We start from the raw sequence: 14,661 nt of genomic DNA, 5'->3' as shown, positions 1-14,661 counted from the left end.
GTCAGACGATGATTAGTTACCAGACTAACAAATTGCTAACTAACTGTTAACCTGAACTGTGTCCGGAATGACCGTTGCCGGGACGCTAACCTAACCAGCGGCGCGCCTGCCGATCGCTGATGTCGCGATAATAGACCCGGTGAATAATTTCGCCACAGCCTGTGCAACGGGCGGAGATATAGGTGGAGAGGTACTGTCTGCCATTGGGTGCCACGGCACCCCTGCGTTCAATATTAATATCCTGCCATCGATGGCGGTGTGGAATAAGCGCTAAAAATCGCATCATACATCCTGAATAGTATGAAGTTCCGCTTCAGGAGTTTTCTAACCCCATGAAATAAAGTTTTTTTTACGATGATGCTGCAAGCAGGTTAATTATTATGGGATAACCAGAGTCACTGCGGGAAATATTACCTATCCGGGTAATAAGCGGGGCTACCTATAAAGAGGTATCTCGTTAACCCGCAGCATTAAGCCTTTTTTTGCACCCTCAGGCGTTGATCGGGATCATGTGAATTGTTTCAGCTCTGATTATTTCCCAGGCGGGAGTCGCTTGCTTTCGCTGCGCGGCTTGCCTATGCTGCAAGCCGTAAGATGACTCGGGGTGCCGCTTTCCACACGGAAAGGGCTGAGAAAAACCCGCTGACCTGAACTGGATAATGCCAGCGTAGGGAAGTCTGATGCCTGACCGCATTCGCCTTCTTGTTCGCCGGTTGGGAGCTACGATGACACATCAATCTCAACACCTTTCTGCCGCGCACTTCGCGCCCATTCTGCACGCTTTCCGCCGCCAGTCACCGCTGGTGCACTGTATGACCAATGACGTGGTCCAGAACTTCACCGCCAACGTGTTGCTGGCACTCCATGCCTCACCGGCGATGGTGATCGATGCCGCTGAGGCTGCCCAGTTCAGTAGCATGGCCGATGCACTGCTGATTAACGTGGGCACCTTAACCCGCGATCGCCAGCAGGCGATGCAGGCTGCCGTCACCGCGGCTAATCAGGCGGGCACGCCCTGGACACTCGATCCGGTTGCCGTCGGCGCGCTGACGCTGCGCAGTGACTTCTGCCAGCAGTTGTTAAACCAGCAACCGGCGGTGATTCGGGGAAATGCGTCAGAGATTCTGGCGCTGGCACAACAGGCCAGCGGCGGGCGCGGTGTTGACACGCTGCATCAGGCGGATGCCGCACTCGATGCGGCCCAACAGCTCGCGGAAACCTGGAGCACGCTGGTGGTCGTCACCGGTGAAGTGGACTACGCCACCGATGGTCAGCGACTCCTTGCTGTACACGGTGGAAGCCCGTTAATGACACGGGTAGTCGGGACCGGCTGCGCCCTCTCGGCAGTGGTGGCGGGTTTCAGCTCTCTGGCTGGCGATCGGCTGATGAATGTCGCGGCCGCCTGTCAGGTGATGGCGCTGGCGGGTGAAAAGGCGGCGGCGCAGGCTGCCGGCCCCGGCAGCTTTGCCACAGCGTTTATTGATGCACTCTGGACGCTGGAGGGTAATCATGAAGCGTATTAACGCTCTGACGATTGCGGGTACCGATCCCAGCGGCGGCGCAGGGATTCAGGCCGATCTCAAGACCTTCTCCGCTCTGGGAGCCTATGGCACCAGCGTCATCACCGCGCTGGTGGCACAGAACACCTGCGGCGTGCAGTCGGTTTATCGCATTACGCCTGACTTTGTGGCCGCCCAGCTCGATTCGGTGCTCAGTGATGTGCGTATCGACAGCGCAAAAATTGGCATGCTGTCAGAAACGGCTATCGTGGAGCAGGTTGCGGCCCGTCTGAGAAATGCGGATATCCCGTTTATCGTGCTGGACACGGTCATGGTCGCGAAAAGTGGTGATGCGCTGCTCTCGCCAGACGCCGTAGCCAGTGTTCGGGAGCTGTTATTGCCGCAGGTCTCGCTGATCACGCCTAATCTGCCGGAAGCGGCGGCATTGCTGGACTGTTCCATTGCGGCAGATGAAGAGGAAATGCGCGAGCAGGGACGGGAATTGCTGGCACTGGGCTGTCAGGCCGTGCTGATGAAGGGCGGTCACCTTACGGCGGCGGAGAGCCCGGACTGGCTGATCACGCACTCAGCAGAGCAGCGATTCAGTACGCCGCGGGTGAATACCCGTCATACGCACGGCACCGGCTGTACGCTATCGGCAGCCTTAGCCGCGTTGCGACCACGTCATGCTGACTGGGCAGAGACGATTGGGGAAGCCAAAAACTGGTTACAGCAGGCGCTGCTGCAGGCGGATTCGCTGGAGGTCGGGAAGGGTATCGGGCCGGTTCACCATTTTCATCAATGGTGGTAATGACGAAGGCCCGCATCGACCTGGTAATCAGGTGGTGCGGGCGGTTTCAGGTTCAGGGTGCTTCAAACCAGGCGCTGTTACGCTCGGCAATCGGGGTGATAGAGAAGATCATCTCCTGCAGATGACGACGCATCGCCGCTTCGGCTGCATCGGCGTCATGACGCTTCAGCGCGGCAAAAATCTCTTCATGCTGCTCAATCAGCTTGTCCGGTGGAGAGACTTCACTCAGCGTCAGAAACCGCACCCGGTCCATGGCCGCTTTGATGTTCTCCACCGTTTCCCGGGCCAGCTTACAGTCAATGCTTTCAGCAATCAGGCGATGAAACTCATCGTCCAGAGTGAGAAAAGCCTGGCTGTCATGCCGTTCAGCGGCCATGCGCTGCAGCTGCAGGTTATGCTCCAGCGCCATCAGGGCCGGATCATCAATCTCCAGTGCCGCACGGCGAACCACCGACACCTCGACTGCCTCCCGGATAAAGCGGCCATCCGCCACCCGCTTAGCGGAGATTTTGCGCACGAAAGTGCCACGCTGCGGCAATACCTGTACCAGTCCGGCTTCGGCCAGCTTGATGAACGCTTCACGCACCGGCTGGCGTGAGACGTTGAAGCGCGCGGACACCTCTTTTTCCGAGAGCAGCGAGCCCGGCTGAATTGCGCAGGTGACGATATCTTTGCGCAGATACCGGTAAATCTGCTGATTTACCGGTTCGCTGGTAGTAATGGTATAGGCGATCGACATGCAGCAATATCCATATTACGGCTGGCCGGGGCCAGCGCGATGGGAAAGTGTCAGTCTAATCAGCGCGCTGCATCTGCGCCAGCGCTTTGTCACCAGGCTGTTATGCCTGGCTCATACACTGTTGCACCGTCGCCCGCGCGCCCTGAGTCGTCAGCTGCTGGTAATACGTCGTCAGTCGGGCCACCAGATCGGCGTTCTGCGCTAAATCTTCGCCAAAGATGTCGCGCAGACCCAATAGCGCACGGACACGCGCTTCGCCTTCTTCGCTACCGGCAACCGTCTCTGCCAGCGTGGCTTTCAGCGGATCGCGGATCTCAATCGGTTGACCCTGTTCATCGATGCCGCCGACATAGCGCATCCAGCCCGCCACGCCCAGCAGCAGCAGGTCGCAGCGGCTGCCGCGTTGCAGATGCCAGCGCAGACTGTCGAGCATGCGTTGTGGCAATTTTTGCGATCCGTCAGTGGCGATTTGATATGTGCGATGTTTAATGGCACGGTTTTCGTAACGGGCGATCAGCGAATCGGCGTAGGCGTTGAGATCCACGCCCTGGGTACGTAGCGTCGGCGCCTGCTCATCAATCATCAGTGAACGGGCGGCGGCGCGGAAATGGGGATCGGCCACGCAGTCGCTGATGTACTCATAACCGGCCAGGAAGCCGAGATAGGCCAGAAAAGAGTGGCTGCCATTCAGCATGCGCAGTTTCATCTCTTCATAGGGCAGAACGTCACTGACCAGTTCTGCGCCCGCTTTTTCCCACGCCGGACGGCCATTGACGAAGTTATCTTCAATCACCCACTGAAAGAAGGGCTCCGCTTCAACCGCAACCGGGTCATCGGAACCCAGACGCTCGCTTAGTGCCGCAAACGCTGCATCGGTCATGGCCGGAACGATACGATCGACCATGGTGGAGGGGAAGGTAATGTGTTGCTGAATATAGTCTGCCAGTGCCGGATCCTGATGCTGTGCCAGTTGCACAACAACGTTGCGTGTCACGTGACCATTTTCCGGCATGTTGTCACAGGACATCACGCTAAAGGCGGGTAAGCCCTGATCACGTCGGCGGCGAATCGCGGCCAGAATCAGACCGGGCAGCGAACGCGGCGAATGCGGATTCTGCAGGTCATGCACGATATCAGGGTGATCGGGATTTAAATTGCCACTGGCAGGCTGGTGGCAATAGCCTTTTTCGGTGACGGTCATGGAGACAATGGCCACCTCAGGCTGGCTCATGGCATTGATCACCGCCTCAATACCGTCACTTTTGCCGTGCAGTGCCAGAGTAATGACGCCAATCACCCGGGTATGCAATGAATCATCGGCCATCTCGGTGAGAGTATAAAGCAGCTGCTGCTCTCGCAGGGCCTCAATCAACGCGCCGCTGTTGAGGTTCACTTCACAATAACCCCAGTCGCTGCCCTGTTCAGCCAGCTTATCGCTGCAGAGCGCCTGATGGGCGCGGTGAAATGCACCAAAACCGATATGTACCATGCGGGTTTTTAACTGGCTGCGGTCATAAGCGGGGCGCTTGACCTCAGCGGGCAGGCGATCAATCTGTAACATAGTCCATCCTTATGGCAAACGGGGCGCAAAGCGCCCCGAAATCATACATCTGTTAGCGAAACAACACTCAGACCGAAACCGGTTTATCCTGAGTTTTCGGACTGCGAATCACAAATAACACCAGGAAGGCACCCAGCGCGGCAACACAGCCCGCCAGGATAAAGGCGCTATCGAATTTACCGGTGTGATGAACAATAAACCCGGTGACGATGGGCCCGATGATGCCGGAGAGGCTACCCACCAGATGGATAAAGCCGCTGATGCTGCCGATACGGCTCTTGTGCACCACATCCTGAATAATCGCCCAGTAGATTGCGCCGGTGATGTAGAGAAAGAAAATCGACACCGACATCATAATTACCGCAGGCACCACATCTTTTATCGTACCCGCCAGCGCCACACAAATTGCGGCGGCCAGCAGTGAGACCACCAGCACAATTTTGCGGGACAACAACAGCTTGCCGGTGATGTTAAAGATCTTATCGGAGATCCAGCCACCCAGCGCCAGGCCAACGAAACCGACGATCCACGGGATCATGGTGGTGATGCTCATTGATTTGATATCCAGGCCGTGCGCCTGCACCAGGTAGGCCGGGAACCAGCTCAGGAAGAAGAACAGAATGTAGTTGTAGCAGAAGAAGGCAAAAGCGGTGACCAGGATAATCGGCTGGCGCAGGTAGTAGCCAAACGGATGTGACGTTTCCGACAGATCAACTTCATCATTCGGGTTCGTTGCTTTCAGGCGATCAATCAGCAGACGTTCCTCTTCGCTGACGCGCTTGCTCTTCGCCGGATTGTCAGCGGCGAAGAAGAGCCAGAACGCCATCCACACCAGACCGATGCAGCAGACAATCACGAACGCCGGACGCCAGCCATAGGCGAGCGCCAGATAACCAATGATCGGGCCAGCGACCGCACCACCTAAAGGTGATCCGGCACTCAGTAAGCCCATGGCCGTCGCGGCCTGTTTTTTCGGGAACCAGCCGTTAATCGCTTTGTTGGCCGAGGAGCAGATCGGGCCTTCAGCCATGCCGAACAGCACACGCAGGATCAGCAGTGACCAGAAGCCGGTGGCCAGTGCGGTCATGCCGCAGAAAATGGACCAGGCACCTACCGCCACGGCCAGCACGATTTTAGGGCCATAGCGGTCAGTGGCAAGGCCGCCAAGGAAGTTAAACAGGGCATAGCCAAAGAAAAAGCTGCCGAAGATCATGCCAAACTGCTCAGCATTGATCGCCAGATCTTTTTCCACCAGCGGCACCGTCAGCGACAGGGCGACACGATCGAGGTAGTTAATCATGTAAACCAGGAACAGCAGCAAAACGAGGGTCCAGCGCAGATTCTTGAACATACAAACTCCGTGATCTGTTTTATCTTTATAGTCATGCCGGCGGGTACGCACCGGCTGAGGAGACCTGGTGTTCAGCGGATAATTAACCCATCTGAAGTATGACTTTGCAGCAGGTGCGCGGATCTTTTTCAAACAGGGTCATCGCACGCTCAATCTCCTGCAGCGGGAAGTAGTGCGTGACCAGTTTCTCTGGCTGGATTAACCCTTTTTCCATCCATTCGATCACCTGGGGGGAAACGATTGCTGTTAAGACGTGAGGTAAACAGCGACAGCTCCTTGCTGGTCAGGCTCTGCTGAGTAATGCTGCACGGCTCGCCGGAGAAACCCAGCAGGCCAATGCGCGCGGCCGGTGAGGCGAGGGCAGCTGCTTCAGCCAGAATGGTGGGATGGCAGGCCGCGTCGATAATCAGCGTAGGCTGCACGCCCTCAAGCTGTGCCGCCAGCGGGATTTCGCTGTTATCGAACAGTTGATCGGCACCGCTCTGCTCTGCAAGTGCCAGCCTTTCCGGCAGGCGATCCACCACCATCACCTTTTTAACCTTATAGACGCCCTTCAGCACCTGAATCGCAGTGAGCCCCATCGGACCGGCACCGTAAATCAGCGCCACATCGTCTGGCTGCGGCTTGAGAAATGCGGTGATATTGGCGGCGATCGTGAAAGGCTCAACCAGACTGGCGAGCCGATCGGGGATGCTGTCCGGCAGGGAAAAAGCATTTTTTGCCGGAGCCAGCGCAAACTCGCTGAAGCCGCCATCACGGTGCACGCCAATCACCTGCAGTGTGGTGCAGACATTGGGACGGCCTACCGAGCAGGGATAGCAGCTGCCGCAGCTCACCACCGGATCCACCGCCACGCGGTCGCCCAGCCGGGCCGGATCAACACCGTCACCCACCGCGTCAATAACGCCGAAAAATTCGTGACCAATTACCCGTGGATATTTCGCGAACGGGTTATGACCGTGCCAGATATGCACATCAGAGCCGCAGATACTGGCATAAGCCACTTTGACCCGGACTTCGCCCGCCGCAGGTTGTGGCAGCGGACGTTCAGCCACCACCAGTTCACCCGGCTGTTCAATAACAACGCTTTTCATCAGCTTCTCCTTACCAGTTCCACAGGGTGCCATCTTCAAGACGGGCGACCGGGAGATAGGCAGGTTCATAGGGATATTTCGACGCCAGTTTCTCGTTGAATTCAATGCCGAGACCGGGTTTGTCGCCTGGATGCATGTAGCCCTGGTCAAAGGTCCAGTTTGCATCAAACAGCTCCATCATCTGTTCAGAGAAGCCCATGTACTCCTGCACACCGAAGTTCGGCACCCAGAGGTCAAAGTGCAGTGCAGCCGCCATGCAAACAGGGGAGAGATCAGAAGGACCGTGCGAGCCGGTGCGCACCTGATAGAGCGATGCAAAATCAGCAATACGCCGCATACCGGTGATGCCGCCCGCATGCGTAATGGTGGTGCGGATGTAGTCGATCAGCTGTTCTTCAATCAGCTGCTTACAATCCCAGATGCTGTTGAACACTTCACCCACGGCAATCGGCGTAACGGTATGCTGGCGGATCAGGCGGAAGCACTCCTGATTCTCAGCAGGCGTAGGATCTTCCATCCAGAACAGGCGATAATCTTCCACGCTCTTGCCGAAACGCGCCGCTTCAATCGGCGTCAGGCGGTGATGCATGTCATGCAGCAAGTGCTCGTCGAAACCAAACTTGTCACGGATGGCGGCGAACAGTTTCGGGGTGAAATCGAGGTATTTCTCGGTTGACCAGAGCTGCTCTTCGGGCCAGTTGCCTTTGGTTGCAGGCTCATAGGCCAGACCTTTACCTTTCGCCATGCCGTAAGTGGTTTTCATGCCCGGAACGCCGCACTGCGCGCGAATCGCTTTGAAGCCCAGCTCTTTGTGCTTCGCGTAGTCATCCATCACTTCATCAATGGAGTGACCGGTGGTGTGGCAATAGACCATCACGCCGGTACGGGATGCACCACCCAGCAGCTGATACACCGGCATATTGGCGGCTTTGCCTTTGATATCCCACAGTGCCATATCGACGGCCGAGATAGCGGACATGGTGACCGGGCCACGACGCCAGTAAGCGCCCTTGTAGAAATATTGCCAGATGTCTTCGATCTGATGCGCATCGCGGCCAATCAGCTGCGGGCAGACGTGATCTTTCAGGTAGGAGGCGACCGGTAATTCACGGCCATTCAGCGTTGCGTCGCCAATGCCGGTCAGACCCTGATCGGTGGTGATCTTTACGGTGACAAAGTTTCTGCCTGCGCAGGTTACAAATACTTCTGCCTTAACAATTTTCATCCTGGTTGCCTTAAGTCAGCGTTCAATGATGAAAAAGTACGCTCTTTAATACTACCATACAAGTTAGGGTGGCAGAGTTGTGAACGGAATCACAGAGTGTTTACATTGCCTGAAAACGCCCGTTAAGGCGTGATAAAGCGAGGCAGCAGGAGGAATGTTACGAAGACAATGGGCGCTAATGGTAGCAGAAGAAAAAAGGGGCTTTCGCCCCTGATGTCGGTTCAGGCAAGCAGCGCGCACTGCGGCGGCAGGCGGCAGCTCAGCGCGCCCGCCATCACCTCAATCACGAATTCGCGCCCGGAAAGCGGCTCGCCATCGAGGTTAAAGGTCATCTCATGCGGCGAACGGATCGTCAGTGACTCCAGTTGCGTGGTGACGATGCCGGGATTGTCATCGTCGCCGGTCAGCGAGTGCAGCAGGGTAGGCAGCAACTCCTGCGCGGTGACAACACTGACGTCAAGTCGGCCATCGTTGATCAGGGCAGAAGGGCATAACCGCTGACCGCCGCCCGCCTGACGACCATTACCAATACCGATCACCAGCGCATCACCCTGCCAGGCGAAATCGGGGCCGCTGATCTCGCAGGTATCCGGTTTCAGCGTATCCATGCGCATCAGGCCGTGAATAAAGTAGGAGACGCCACCCAGCGCCGACTTCAGCTTTTCCGGGGTTTCAGTCGTGATACGGGTGCCAAACCCGCCGGTCGCCATATTGATGAAGTAGTGGCTCTGGTTTACCCTGGCCAGATCGATGGCACTGGCTTTGCCCTGAATCGCCAGTCGCAGTGCCGGTTCCATCTCTTCCGGGATGCCGACGCTGGTGGCAAAATCGTTAGCGGTACCCAGCGGCAGGATGCCCAGCACCGGGCGATGATCCGCTTCAGAAGAAGCCAGCGCTGTCGCAATTTCATTGATGGTGCCATCGCCGCCACCCGCCACCACGGTCGCGGCCTGCAGCGCAATGGCCTCTTTGACGTACCGATCGCCGTCACCTTTTTCAAATGTGACACGCACCGCAATGTCGAAGCCTTCTTCACGCAGGGTCGTAATAGCTTCGCGCAGATCATCATTACCCGCGCCTTTCCCATTCAGGATGAGCAGCGTAAGCGGTTTATTATCCATTTTGCGTTCCTTGAAGATCTACAGAGTAAGAAGGGATTTATAACACAGCTGCCAGCAGTAAATTATTGGCGAAAGAGAGAAAAAAGAAAACCCGCACGGGGGAGCCGGGCGGGTAAATGAGGTGGTTCCTGGTAAATCTGCCGTTTGTTGTTACTCGTTAGCAGCAGGCGGGACTATAAAGCAGCGCTGCGCAGGGGTCTGTGATCCTGTTCTGATTTCCTCAAAATGTTTCCGTTGGTAAACGATTATGAGGGTCCCGGGTATCTTCACCATGATCGAAGTTGCGCAGCAGCAGTGCAAAACGCAGATCCACCTCCTCTGGCACCCGCAGCCAGACGCGATGGCCATCGCCCGGCGCAACTTCAGTGGGTTCGCCGCGCGCATTCTGCAGCGCGTCCAGCTGGCAATTCAGGTTCCCCTGAGGCGTCATGATCTCCACGCTGTCGTGCAGCATAAACTTATTCTTCACCGCCACTTCAGCCCATTCGCCCCGGCGTTCGCCGGTGAATTCGCCGACAAACTGCTGGCGGTCGGACACCGAAAAGCCCTGCTGATAATTCTGGTAGCTGTCGTGAGTGTGGCGGCGCAGGAAGCCTTCGGTATAGCCACGATGTGCCAGGCCTTCCAGGGTTAACAGCAGTGAGGGATCAAACGGCTTACCGGCAGCTGCATCATCAATCGCCCGGCGATAAACCTGAGCGGTGCGGGCGCAGTAGTAGTAGGACTTGGTGCGTCCCTCAATCTTCAGCGAATGAACGCCCATCTCACTGAGCCGCTCCACGTGCGCAACCGCGCGCAGATCCCGCGAGTTCATGATGTAGGTGCCGTGCTCATCTTCGAACGCGCTCATCACCTCGCCGGGCTTCATCTTCTCTTCCAGCAGAAACACCTTGTCGGTGGGCTGACCAACGCCCAGCGTTGGCGTCACATCCTGTACGGCGACAGGCTGGTGGATACCGACGATATTCCCCACCTCATCCTGCTGACCCTCCGCCACTTTATACTCCCAGCGGCAGGCGTTGGTGCAGGTTCCCTGATTCGGATCGCGTTTGTTCATATAGCCGGAGAGCAGGCAGCGACCGGAGTAGGCCATGCAGAGTGCGCCATGGACAAAGACTTCCAGCTCCATCTCCGGGACCTGCTGGCGGATCTCGGCGATCTCCTCCAGCGAAAGCTCGCGTGACAGAATCACCCGGCTCAGCCCCATCTGCTGCCAGAATTTTACCGTGGCCCAGTTGACCGCATTGGCCTGCACCGACAGATGAACCGGCATCGTCGGGAAAGCGTCGCGCACCAGCATGATCAGGCCGGGATCGGACATGATCAGCGCGTCGGGCTGCATCGCCACTACCGGCGCTAAGTCACGAATAAAGGTTTTCAGCTTGGCGTTGTGTGGCGCAATGTTCACCACCACGTAGAATTTTTTACCCAGTGCGTGCGCTTCACTGATGCCCAGTGCGAGGTTTTCGTGGGTGAATTCGTTGTTGCGCACCCGCAGGCTGTAGCGCGGCTGGCCGGCATAGACGGCATCGGCACCATAAGCAAACGCGTAACGCATGTTCTTCAGGGTGCCAGCGGGGGAAAGCAGTTCGGGTTTCATGATTTTCTCACTGATGTCAGGTCAGCATGTCGCCTCAGGCGGCAGGTGCAGGGCAGTGAAGCCCTGCAAAAGGTGCGGAATTGTAGGCAGTGAGAAAAGGGAAGTAAATTGATCGGGATCAAACTAGATCAAATGACAGGCATCGGCTTCCCAGCGATAGCCCATGCCGTAGACGGCGCGGATAAAAGGTTGCTCGCTGTCGAGAGTCTCCAGCTTGCGCCGCAGGTTCTTTATATGGCTGTCGATGGTGCGGTCCGTGACCACGCGGTAGTCATCATAGAGATGGTTAAGCAGCTGTTCGCGTGAAAAGACCTTGCCCGGCTCCAGCGACAGCGTTTTCAGCAGGCGGAACTCCGCCGGCGTGAGATCCAGCGGCTTGTCTCGCCAGCTGGCGAAGAAGCGGCTCTCATCGACGCGAAGTAACGAGGCGCTTTGCGGCTCTTCCGCCGACCGTTTTACCCGGCGCAGAATCGTTTTAACTCGCGCCACTACTTCACGCGGGCTGAAGGGTTTACAGATGTAGTCATCCGCGCCCAGCTCCAGCCCCAGCAGCCGATCGATCTCCTCGGTACGGGCGGTGACCATAATAATCGGCAGTTCGGAATGACGACGGATTTCACGGCACAGCGTTAAACCGTCGTTGCCTGGCAGCATCAAATCCAGCAGCATCAGGTCGGGTGGCGTCTGGCGCACGTATTCCAGCACCGCGTTGCCGTCGGCGATGTGATGGGTACGGTAGTTCGAGGCATGCAGATAATCGATCATCAGCTGCGCTAGTTTCGGCTCATCTTCGACCACCAGAATCAGCGGGTCGTGGTTTTCCAGGCTCATAAGCGTCTACACAAGGGGAACATAGCGCAAGTGTAGCGCGATTTTCAGTCCACCTAAATCAGAGTGCGCCGCGTGAATATCGCCGCCATGCGCGTCAGCGATATTTTTACAGATGGCCAGGCCCAGGCCCGAGCCACCGCTGGCGCGATTGCGCGAGCCTTCGGTGCGGAAGAAGCGCTCAAAAATCTGCGCCTGATGTTCCCCATCCACGCCCGGCGCGCTGTCATCAAACTCGATGCGCCAGTTGGGCGCCTCATAGTTCAGCGTCACTTCAACCCGGCCCCCACTGTCGGTGTAGCGCAGGCTGTTCTCCAGCAGATTAGTGAACAACTGCATCAGGCGGTCGGGATCGCCAAAGAAGGGGGCGTTATCGGGCAGATTGAGTTTCAGCGTCAGCCCGTGTGCACGATAGCGTTCGGCAAAGCTGCCTGCCGTCACTTCCAGTAACTGCACCAGATCGGTTGCCTGTTTGCGGTAGGCAAGGGCGCCCTCATCGGACAGCGACAGCTGGTGCAGATCGTCGACCAGCTTGGTCAGCACCACCACTTCGCTCTGTAGCGAGGCGATCGCTTCCGGCGTCAGTTTGCGCACGCCATCCTGCATCGCTTCCAGTTCACCGCGCAGGATCGCCAGTGGTGTGCGTAACTCATGGGAGATATCGGCCATAAAGGCGCGGCGCATGCTCTCATTTTTCTCCAGCGAGCTGGCAAGGAGGTTAAAGTCCCTGGCCAGCTGGCCCAGCTCATCCCGGCTGCTGACCTCAACGCGGGTGGCAAAATTACCGGCCGCCAGATGATGGGTGCCGTCAACCAGCCGTTTGACCGGAGCCAGCAGACCGCGCCCCATCAGCCAGGTCGCCAGTGCCGCCAGCAGCGTAGACAGCCCGACGATAATCCAGCTGGTGCGCCGCTGCTGCTGATCAAAGTTAATGTCGGTGCTGCGCGTCAGCCGCTCCGGCGGCGAGCCGATGACCCAGCCGACCACTTTATTATTGCTGGTGGTGATATTGCGTCGCGTGCCCTCGGGTGGCACTGGCGATTTTGGCCCGGCCAGCACTTTATATTGCTGATCGAGGATCCAGAACTGGGTGCGCCAGCCGTGCGGCGGCAGCTGACTGTTACTGTCGGGATTCTGCTCCAGCGAGCGCAGCATGGTGAACACCAGCCGGTCGTTGTGGCGCAAAAAATCCCAGTTGCCGTGCTGCTCATACTGATCGGCCAGGGCATCGCTGAGCAGATTTAACCGCTGCTCGTTGCCGCGCTTAATGTAGTCGACAAAGCCATGCTCGAAACTGAGGCGAACTCCCCAGTGCATGGTAATCAGCACCAGCATGCAGGTGGCGAAAATCGCCATAAACAGTTTGGCACCGATGCCCAGGCGCAGGTTATCTCTCATTTTTTTCTCCGGCGTCGCAAATCAACGTTGGTACTCACCTGTGGCGGCACGCGCCAGAACACCAGCGCGGGCAGGATGATAATCAGCGACATGCAAAGGTAGGTATAAATAAACATCTGATGTTCCGCCGTGCTGTTCGCTGCGCTCTCCTGAGCAAATGCCCCCCAGCAGCAGCCCGGCCACGGTCACGCCGATACTCATCGACAGCTGCATAATCATCGACAGCAGGCTGTTGCCGCTGGATGCCAGCTCATCGGGCAGCTCCTTCAGCGTCAGGGTATTCATTGAGGAGAAACGAATGGCGTTGACCATGCCCTGCAGAAACAGCACCAGTGGCAGCAGCCAGACCCAGCCCAGAATTGCCACCAGCGGGAACAGCAGGACCACCAGCGCCAGCGCCACGGTCGACATCACCAGCACGTTGCGGTAGCCATAAAGATTGACGATGCGCACCACAATGCGTTTCATCCCCATATTCCCCAGCACCATCGGAATCATCATCAGACCGGCGTGAAACGGGCTGTAACCCATGCCGAGCTGCAGAAAGATAGGCGTCATAAAGGGCAGCATGCCGCTGCCGATGCGGCCGGTAAAACTGCCAAGCAGGCCGATGGAGTAGATGCGATTATCAAACAGCTTCAGGCTGAACAGCGCATTATCATTGCTGCGCGCATGCATCAGGTAGAACAGCAAAGAGAACATACCAATGAGGATCATGGCACCCAGCAGCAGCGGAGAGCCGCCACTGCTGCGCTGACCATCCAGCGCCAGCGTCAGGGTTGCCATTCCGGCGGCCAGCAGGATAAAACCGCCGAAATCAAAGCGCCGCGTCTGCATGCTGTAGTTGGGCATCAGCATCAGGGTGGCGATAGCGCCTGCAATGCCGACCGGGATATTGATCAGAAAGATCCAGTGCCAGCTGGCGTACTCCACCAGCACACCGCCCAGCGCCGGACCCAGCAGCGGGCCAATCTGGCCGGGCAGAGTGACAAACGTCATGGCGGACATATACTGCTCGCGCGGCACGATTTTCATCACCGTCAGACGACCCACCGGCACCATCATGGCCCCGCCAATCCCCTGAACCACCCGCGACAGCACCAGCTGATCGAGGGTGCCGGAGAGGGCGCACAGCAGTGATCCCAGGCTGAACAGTACAATGGCGCAGAAGAAAATGTTGCGCACGCCAAAACGATCGGCCAGCCAGCCGCTGACCGGCAGCATGACGGCGACCGTCAGCACGTAATAGACGATGACCGAGTGCATGTGCAGCGGGCTGACACCCAGATCGTGCGCCATCGACGGGATCGCGGTATTCACGATGGTGGTATCCAGCGTCTGCATAAAGAAGCCGATGGCAACAATCCACAGTTGCCAGCGGACGTGAGTGCTTTGCGTACTCATCGATCCCCCCCCCGATAAAGGCGTCACGTC

The 14,661-nt window shown here is 57.5% G+C and carries 12 protein-coding genes, 1 pseudogene and 1 riboswitch; of the genes and pseudogenes, 2 read left to right on the top strand and 11 right to left on the bottom strand.

The genetic code is table 11. The features are described 5' to 3' along the window. Nucleotides 1-85: 85 nt before the first annotated feature. Nucleotides 86-283, bottom strand: coding sequence for a hypothetical protein (locus JNO11_RS12955; RefSeq protein WP_010670995.1), 198 nt, complete (start codon nucleotides 281-283; stop codon nucleotides 86-88). Nucleotides 284-590: 307 nt separating this feature from the next. Beyond that, nucleotides 591-691: riboswitch (TPP riboswitch) on the top strand. 34 nt (nucleotides 692-725) lie between these two features. Between JNO11_RS12955 and thiM the strand changes: the two genes are divergently transcribed. After that, nucleotides 726-1,523, top strand: a complete 798-nt coding sequence (thiM, locus tag JNO11_RS12950; protein WP_122458076.1) for a hydroxyethylthiazole kinase — start codon at nucleotides 726-728, stop codon at nucleotides 1,521-1,523. Beyond that, nucleotides 1,510-2,310: a bifunctional hydroxymethylpyrimidine kinase/phosphomethylpyrimidine kinase gene (gene thiD, locus JNO11_RS12945; RefSeq protein ID WP_325177397.1), complete on the top strand. Its 801-nt coding sequence runs from the start codon at nucleotides 1,510-1,512 to the stop codon at nucleotides 2,308-2,310. The genes thiM and thiD overlap by 14 nt, the downstream gene beginning before the upstream one ends. Nucleotides 2,311-2,362: 52 nt before the next feature. Here thiD and JNO11_RS12940 read toward each other — a convergent pair whose 3' ends face one another. The 10 genes and pseudogenes from JNO11_RS12940 to mdtD all read right to left on the bottom strand — a co-directional run bounded on the left by JNO11_RS12940 (nucleotide 2,363) and on the right by mdtD (nucleotide 14,631). Continuing rightward, on the bottom strand, nucleotides 2,363-3,049 hold the full coding sequence (locus tag JNO11_RS12940; protein ID WP_325177396.1) for a GntR family transcriptional regulator: 687 nt from the start codon (nucleotides 3,047-3,049) through the stop codon (nucleotides 2,363-2,365). 100 nt (nucleotides 3,050-3,149) lie between these two features. Continuing rightward, the gene (locus tag JNO11_RS12935) at nucleotides 3,150-4,610 is read right to left on the bottom strand and encodes a mannitol dehydrogenase family protein (protein ID WP_325177395.1); all 1,461 of its coding nucleotides are present in this window, start codon (nucleotides 4,608-4,610) and stop codon (nucleotides 3,150-3,152) included. 67 nt (nucleotides 4,611-4,677) lie between these two features. Further along, nucleotides 4,678-5,961: an MFS transporter gene (locus JNO11_RS12930; RefSeq protein WP_010248200.1), complete on the bottom strand. Its 1,284-nt coding sequence runs from the start codon at nucleotides 5,959-5,961 to the stop codon at nucleotides 4,678-4,680. A gap of 82 nt (nucleotides 5,962-6,043) precedes the next feature. Beyond that, a pseudogene (locus JNO11_RS12925) lies at nucleotides 6,044-7,055 on the bottom strand (Zn-dependent oxidoreductase). Nucleotides 7,056-7,065: 10 nt separating this feature from the next. Continuing rightward, nucleotides 7,066-8,280: a D-mannonate dehydratase ManD gene (gene manD, locus JNO11_RS12920; protein WP_010670990.1), complete on the bottom strand. Its 1,215-nt coding sequence runs from the start codon at nucleotides 8,278-8,280 to the stop codon at nucleotides 7,066-7,068. A 221-nt stretch (nucleotides 8,281-8,501) separates the two neighbouring features. After that, nucleotides 8,502-9,401 carry a lipid kinase YegS gene (gene yegS / locus JNO11_RS12915; protein ID WP_033772226.1) on the bottom strand — a complete coding sequence of 300 codons (900 nt, stop codon included), beginning with the start codon at nucleotides 9,399-9,401 and terminating at the stop codon, nucleotides 8,502-8,504. A 220-nt stretch (nucleotides 9,402-9,621) separates the two neighbouring features. After that, nucleotides 9,622-11,004 (bottom strand): tRNA 5-hydroxyuridine modification protein YegQ, encoded by a 1,383-nt coding sequence (yegQ, locus tag JNO11_RS12910; RefSeq protein WP_033772224.1) that lies wholly within the window; start codon nucleotides 11,002-11,004, stop codon nucleotides 9,622-9,624. A gap of 120 nt (nucleotides 11,005-11,124) precedes the next feature. Then, nucleotides 11,125-11,832, bottom strand: a complete 708-nt coding sequence (baeR, locus tag JNO11_RS12905; RefSeq protein WP_325177394.1) for a two-component system response regulator BaeR — start codon at nucleotides 11,830-11,832, stop codon at nucleotides 11,125-11,127. 6 nt (nucleotides 11,833-11,838) lie between these two features. Beyond that, on the bottom strand, nucleotides 11,839-13,227 hold the full coding sequence (baeS, locus tag JNO11_RS12900; protein ID WP_033758415.1) for a two-component system sensor histidine kinase BaeS: 1,389 nt from the start codon (nucleotides 13,225-13,227) through the stop codon (nucleotides 11,839-11,841). A 21-nt stretch (nucleotides 13,228-13,248) separates the two neighbouring features. Next, complete coding sequence (mdtD, locus tag JNO11_RS12895) at nucleotides 13,249-14,631, bottom strand: multidrug transporter subunit MdtD (RefSeq protein ID WP_325177393.1); 1,383 nt, start codon at nucleotides 14,629-14,631, stop codon at nucleotides 13,249-13,251. Between the last annotated feature and the right edge of the window lie 30 nt (nucleotides 14,632-14,661).

It is taken from the genome of Pantoea sp. 1B4 (assembly GCF_016925765.1).
Classification (GTDB): domain Bacteria; phylum Pseudomonadota; class Gammaproteobacteria; order Enterobacterales; family Enterobacteriaceae; genus Pantoea; species Pantoea agglomerans.
This window is presented reverse-complemented; position numbering and strand designations above follow the sequence as displayed.

What these genes read in the sequence shown, in the direction of transcription:
- JNO11_RS12940 (WP_325177396.1), bottom strand. Translation starts at nt 3,049, where the DNA reads ATGTCGATCGCCTATACCATTACTACCAGCGAACCGGTAAATCAGCAG.
- thiD (WP_325177397.1), top strand. Translation starts at nt 1,510, where the DNA reads ATGAAGCGTATTAACGCTCTGACGATTGCGGGTACCGATCCCAGCGGC.
- mdtD (WP_325177393.1), bottom strand. Translation starts at nt 14,631, where the DNA reads ATGAGTACGCAAAGCACTCACGTCCGCTGGCAACTGTGGATTGTTGCC.
- JNO11_RS12955 (WP_010670995.1), bottom strand. Translation starts at nt 283, where the DNA reads ATGCGATTTTTAGCGCTTATTCCACACCGCCATCGATGGCAGGATATT.
- manD (WP_010670990.1), bottom strand. Translation starts at nt 8,280, where the DNA reads ATGAAAATTGTTAAGGCAGAAGTATTTGTAACCTGCGCAGGCAGAAAC.
- yegS (WP_033772226.1), bottom strand. Translation starts at nt 9,401, where the DNA reads ATGGATAATAAACCGCTTACGCTGCTCATCCTGAATGGGAAAGGCGCG.
- baeR (WP_325177394.1), bottom strand. Translation starts at nt 11,832, where the DNA reads ATGAGCCTGGAAAACCACGACCCGCTGATTCTGGTGGTCGAAGATGAG.
- JNO11_RS12935 (WP_325177395.1), bottom strand. Translation starts at nt 4,610, where the DNA reads ATGTTACAGATTGATCGCCTGCCCGCTGAGGTCAAGCGCCCCGCTTAT.
- thiM (WP_122458076.1), top strand. Translation starts at nt 726, where the DNA reads ATGACACATCAATCTCAACACCTTTCTGCCGCGCACTTCGCGCCCATT.
- JNO11_RS12930 (WP_010248200.1), bottom strand. Translation starts at nt 5,961, where the DNA reads ATGTTCAAGAATCTGCGCTGGACCCTCGTTTTGCTGCTGTTCCTGGTT.
- baeS (WP_033758415.1), bottom strand. Translation starts at nt 13,227, where the DNA reads ATGAGAGATAACCTGCGCCTGGGCATCGGTGCCAAACTGTTTATGGCG.